This is a genomic window from Mesorhizobium sp. M7D.F.Ca.US.004.01.2.1, assembly GCF_003997785.1.
Lineage (GTDB): Bacteria > Pseudomonadota > Alphaproteobacteria > Rhizobiales > Rhizobiaceae > Mesorhizobium > Mesorhizobium loti.
Genome location: NZ_RZRQ01000544.1, coordinates 1 through 2,531 on the forward strand (window position 1 = coordinate 1; position 2,531 = coordinate 2,531).

The window sequence follows — 2,531 nt, forward strand, 5'->3', positions numbered from 1 at the left end:
GCTCTATTCCGAGTTCAAGAAATTCTTCCCGGAAAACGCCGTCGAGTATTTCGTCTCCTATTACGACTATTACCAACCGGAAGCCTACGTTCCGCGCACCGACACCTTCATCGAGAAGGAATCCTCGATCAACGAGCAGATCGACCGCATGCGCCACTCGGCGACGCGTTCGCTGCTCGAGCGCGACGACGTCATCATCGTCGCCTCGGTGTCCTGCATCTACGGTATCGGCTCGGTCGAGACCTATACCGCGATGACCTTCCAGATGCAGATCGGCGACCGGCTCGACCAGCGCGCTCTGCTCGCCGATCTCGTCGCCCAGCAATACAAGCGCCAGGACATCAACTTCGTCCGCGGCTCGTTCCGCGTGCGCGGCGACACGATCGAGATCTTCCCGGCCCACTTGGAAGATCGCGCCTGGCGCATTTCGATGTTCGGCGACGAGATCGAGCAGATCACCGAGTTCGATCCGCTGACTGGCCAGAAGACTGGCGAGCTGAAAAGCGTCAAGATCTACGCCAATTCGCACTATGTGACGCCGCGCCCGACCCTCAACCAGGCGATCAAGTCGATCAAGGAAGAGCTCAAGCACCGGCTGGTCGAACTCGAACGGGCCGGCCGCCTGCTGGAGGCGCAGCGGCTGGAACAGCGCACCCGTTTCGACCTCGAAATGCTGGAGGCCACCGGCTCCTGCGCCGGCATCGAGAACTATTCGCGCTATCTGACCGGCCGCCAGCCGGGCGATCCGCCACCGACGCTGTTCGAATACATTCCCGACAATGCGCTGGTCTTCATCGACGAAAGCCATGTCACAGTGCCGCAGATCGGCGGCATGTATCGGGGCGATTTTCGCCGCAAGGCGACGCTGGCCGAATACGGCTTCCGTCTGCCGTCCTGCATGGACAACCGGCCGCTGCGCTTCGAGGAATGGGACGCCATGCGCCCACTCTCGGTCGCTGTCTCGGCGACGCCGGGCGGCTGGGAAATGGAACAGGCCGGCGGCGTCTTCGCCGAGCAGGTCATCCGCCCGACCGGGCTGATCGATCCGCCTGTCGAGGTGCGCCCGGCCAAGAGCCAGGTCGACGATGTCGTCGGCGAGATCCGCGACACCACCAAGGCCGGCTACCGCACGCTGGTCACGGTGTTGACCAAACGCATGGCCGAGGACCTGACCGAGTACCTGCACGAGCAAGGCATCCGCGTCCGCTACATGCACTCCGACATCGACACGCTGGAGCGCATCGAGATCCTACGCGATTTGCGCCTCGGCGCCTTCGACGTGCTGGTCGGCATCAACCTGCTGCGCGAAGGCCTCGACATTCCCGAATGCGGCTTCGTCGCCATTCTCGATGCCGACAAGGAAGGTTTTCTGCGCTCGGAAACCTCGCTGATCCAGACCATCGGCCGCGCCGCCCGCAACGTCGACGGCAAGGTCATCCTCTATGCCGACCAGGTCACCGGTTCGATGGAGCGGGCGATGGCCGAGACCAACCGCCGCCGCGAGAAGCAGGTGGAGTGGAACGAGGCCAACGGCATCACGCCGGAATCGGTCAAATCGCGCATCTCCGACATTCTGGATTCGGTCTACGAGAAGGACCATGTCCGCGCCGACATCTCGCAGTTCACCGACAACGCCGGCGCCATGATGGGCAACAATCTGAAAGCCCATCTCGACGCCATGGACAAGCAGATGCGCGACGCCGCCGCCAATCTCGATTTCGAGAAAGCTGCCCGCATTCGCGACGAGATCAAGCGGCTGCGCGAGATGGAACTGTCCATCTCCGAAGACCCGCTGGCCAAATATGCCGACATGGAAAGCCCGGTCTCGGGTCGCGAAAAGGGCAAGCACAACAAGGGCGTGGCCAAACATCGTACATCAGAGGAACAGGAGCGTTTCCGCAAGCTCGACGAGGCACGTGCCGCCGAAGAGGCAGCCCGGCCCAACCTCTTCCGCAAGCCTGTTCTCGACGAGATGGGCGCCGACGGCGCCGTGCCGGTCAAGAAGCCGCTGTTCGCCAAACCCTCGCTCGACGCCATGGGTCCGGGCACCGACATGCCGACGCCGGCAGGGGCGATGTCGCGCTCGCTGTTCAAGAAACAGTCGGCCGAAGAGGCGCACGGTTCCGACTTCGGCATTCCCGGCGACGCCCCCAAGCCGCTGTTCAAGAAGAACTCGCTGGACGAGATGACCGTGCGGCGAACCGAAAAACCGGTCGAAGGAAAAGTGCCAACCAAGCCCCAGTCAATCTCCCCCCAAGTGGGGGAGATGCCCGGCAGGGCAGAGGCGGGCGCGACGGAACGCGACGATTCCGCTAAGCCGGTTGTTCGTCAGCGCGCCGGCATCGGCTCCTACGAGGATCCGGGCGACGCCCGCCGCGAAAAGCGCAGGCCGGGCAAGACGGGCAGGCCGGGGAAGTAGGTTCAAATTATTCGAAACGCCGGCGGGACTGCGCCCCCCTCTCTGTCCTGCCGGACATCTCCCCCACGAGGGGGGGAGATTGGCAGCTTCACCGCATCGCTCCCTCCTGGAC

1 protein-coding gene is annotated in these 2,531 nt (G+C 63.5%); it reads left to right on the top strand.

Annotated elements, in window-relative coordinates; genetic code table 11:
• On the top strand, positions 1–2,419 hold a 2,419-nt coding region (gene uvrB, locus EN993_RS34450; protein ID WP_127266107.1), incomplete at its 5' end, for an excinuclease ABC subunit UvrB.
• Positions 2,420–2,531: the final 112 nt, after the last annotated feature.